Here is a 2981-nt window from a genome sequence, read left to right as displayed (position 1 = left end):
TGCCCCCGGAGGCGCCGGTGGACGTACCGGCCGATCCGCCCCCGCCCCAGCTCCCGCCCCCGCCCGCCGTCCCGGCGGCTGGCCCTCCGCCGCCGCCCCCGGGCAGGGCGTCCCGCAGGCCGCTCCCGCTCCCGGGCCCGCAGCCCCGGCAGCGGCGCCTCAGCAGCCCCAGGCCGCCGCCGCGCCCCAGCCGGGGCAGGGCGCCGCGCAGGTCCAGCGGATGTGGCCCGAGATCCTGGAAGCGGTCAAGAACCGTCGCCGTTTCACCTGGATCCTGCTCAGCCAGAACGCGCAGATCGCCGGGTTCGACGGCAGCACCCTCCAGATCGGCTTCTCCAACGCCGGAGCCCGCGACAGCTTCGCGGGCGGCGGCAGTGAGGAAGTGCTGAAGCAGGCGCTCGCCGACGCACTCAACGTGCAGTGGAAGATCGACCTGGTCGTCGACTCCTCGGGCGGTACGAACCCGCCCGGCGGAGCAGTCGGGGGAGGCGGCAGCGCCTTCGGCAACGTCGGCTACGTCAACCCCGGCCATGCCCCCGCCGCCCCGCCCCGCCCGGCGGCGGCCCCGGCCCCGGCCGAGAGCGCCCCGGCCCCGGCCCCGTACAACAGCTCGTACAGCGGTGGCAGTGGTGGCAGCAGTGGCAGCGGTGGCAACAGTGGGGGAGACGGCGGGGGCGGCGCTCAGGCGGCGCGCCAAGCCGTGCACACGCCCCCCGCCGCGCCCCAGGCCCACGCGTCCCAGGCCCAGCAGGCCCCGGCCCCCGCCCCCGCCGAGCCCTCCGGCGGCTACCAGGCCCCGGAGCCTCCGCCGCGTGTCTCCATTGAGGACGACATGCCGGAAGAGGACGATCCGGATCTCGTCGACTCCGCGCTGACCGGCCACGATCTGATCGTCCGGGAGCTGGGCGCGACGGTGATCGAGGAGATTGCCAACGAATGAGCGGCGAATGAGCGGCGAATGAGCCCGCGGGGCCCGTCACCAGCGGCTTCCCGCCCGCTACCAGCCGCTTCCCGGTCGTACCCGCGTTCCTGCCCCCAGGGGGAGGGCGCGCCGCTCCGGGACCACGTAGGCTCGGGCTACTGAACCGTCGTTGTCGACAACCAGGAGCAACCCGTGATCCCCGGTGGTGGCCAGCCCAACATGCAGCAGCTGCTCCAGCAGGCCCAGAAGATGCAGCAGGACCTCGCGACGGCCCAGGAAGACCTGGCCAAGACCCCTGTGGAGGGCACGGCGGGCGGCGGCCTGGTCAAGGCCACGGTGACCGGTTCGGGCGAGTTGCAGGCCCTGGTCATCGACCCCAAGGCCGTGGACCCCGAGGACACCGAGACCCTCGCGGACCTGGTGCTCGCCGCGGTGCGCGACGCCAACGCCACGGCGCAGCAGCTCCAGCAGGAGAAGCTCGGCCCGCTGGCGCAGGGCCTCGGCGGCATGCCGGGTCTGCCCTTCTAGCCGTTGGTGCTTTTCCAACCGTCGGCATGGCGGAAGCGTCGCGCCGGCACTGACTGACCGGATGAACCGGACAACCGGACAAGGAGAAGGCGTCCCGTGTACGAAGGCGTGGTCCAGGACCTCATCGACGAATTGGGCAGGCTGCCCGGCGTCGGTCCCAAGAGCGCGCAGCGGATCGCCTTCCACATCCTCCAGTCGGAGCCGGCGGACGTCCGCCGGCTCGCGCACGCGCTGACCGAGGTGAAGGCGAAGGTCCGGTTCTGCGGCGTCTGCGGCAATGTCGCGCAGGAGGAGCGGTGCCGGGTCTGCCTGGACCCGCGCCGCGACCTGTCCGTCATCTGCGTCGTCGAGGAGCCCAAGGACGTCGTGGCCATCGAGCGGACGCGTGAGTTCCGCGGCCGGTACCACGTGCTCGGCGGGGCCATCTCGCCCATCGAGGGCGTGGGCCCGGACGATCTGCGCATCCGGGAGCTGCTCGCGCGGCTCGCGGACGGCGTCGTGGGCGAGCTGATCCTCGCCACGGACCCCAATCTGGAGGGCGAGGCCACGGCCACGTACCTCGCCCGCATGATCAAGCCCATGGGGCTGAAGGTCACCCGGCTCGCCAGCGGTCTGCCGGTCGGAGGCGACCTGGAGTACGCCGACGAGGTCACCCTCGGCCGCGCCTTCGAGGGAAGGCGGCTGCTGGATGTCTGACACCACGACCGGGTATGGGCGTCGGACGGGGGCCGATGCAGACGAACACCGATCCGCCGCCTACGAGGTCATGCCGGAGCGTGCCTTCGAAGGGAGTCGACTTCTCGATGTCTGACGCAACGCTTCACGACGCCAAACGCGATCCCGACGACTTCTCCGTCCAGATTTCCGACTCGGTCGAGAGCTTCATCGTCGCGGTCACCGAGGTGGCCAAGGGCGACGAGCCCGACAGCGCGGTTCCCTTCCTGCTGCTGGAGGTCTCGCAGCTGCTGCTGACCGGCGGCAGGCTCGGAGCGCACGAGGACTTCGTACCGGACGAGCGGTACGAGCCGGACGTCGGCCCCGAGCCGGACGTGGACGACCTGCGCGAGCGGTTCGCGGCCCTGCTGGACCCCATAGACGTCTATTCGGAGGTCTTCGACCCGTACGTGCCGCGCACCGCGCCCGTGGCGTGCCGGATCTCCGACGACCTCGCCGACATCGTCACCGACCTCCGGCACGGCCTCGCGCACTACCGCGACGGGCGTATCAGCGAGGCCCTGTGGTGGTGGCAGTTCTCCTACCTCTCCAACTGGGGGCCGACCGCCAGCGCCGCGCTGCGCGCGTTGCAGTCGCTCGTGGCGCACGTACGCCTGGACTCCCCGCTCGACGAGCTCGACGGCCTCGACACGGATGCCGCGGCGGGCGAGGAGCGGCTGGCCGAGGAGGCCGGGAAGGTGATGGAGGCGGAGATCGCGGGGCCGCTGGGGCTGCGGTCGGTCTGAGGGCTCCGGGCCGCTGGGGCTGCGGTCCGTTTGAGCTGAGCCTCTCTCTCGCAGCCGTGGAAGCCGGCACC

Annotated in this window: 3 protein-coding genes and 1 pseudogene; all 4 read left to right on the top strand. The window is 72.3% G+C overall.

The window, feature by feature from the left end; genetic code table 11:
- A pseudogene (locus ACFU99_RS39375) lies at window positions 1–940 on the top strand (DNA polymerase III subunit gamma and tau); the annotation flags it as partial.
- Between the two features lie 174 nt (window positions 941–1114).
- Entirely contained in the window at window positions 1115–1450 is a 336-nt protein-coding gene (locus ACFU99_RS39370; protein ID WP_384402262.1) for a YbaB/EbfC family nucleoid-associated protein, read from the top strand.
- A 96-nt stretch (window positions 1451–1546) separates the two neighbouring features.
- Complete coding sequence (gene recR, locus ACFU99_RS39365; protein ID WP_384402260.1) at window positions 1547–2146, top strand: recombination mediator RecR; 600 nt, start codon at window positions 1547–1549, stop codon at window positions 2144–2146.
- Window positions 2147–2253: 107 nt separating this feature from the next.
- Entirely contained in the window at window positions 2254–2910 is a 657-nt protein-coding gene (locus ACFU99_RS39360; protein WP_384402257.1) for a DUF5063 domain-containing protein, read from the top strand.
- Window positions 2911–2981 lie beyond the last annotated feature (71 nt).

This window comes from Streptomyces sp. NPDC057654 (assembly GCF_042800135.1).
Lineage (GTDB): Bacteria > Actinomycetota > Actinomycetes > Streptomycetales > Streptomycetaceae > Streptomyces.
This window is presented reverse-complemented; position numbering and strand designations above follow the sequence as displayed.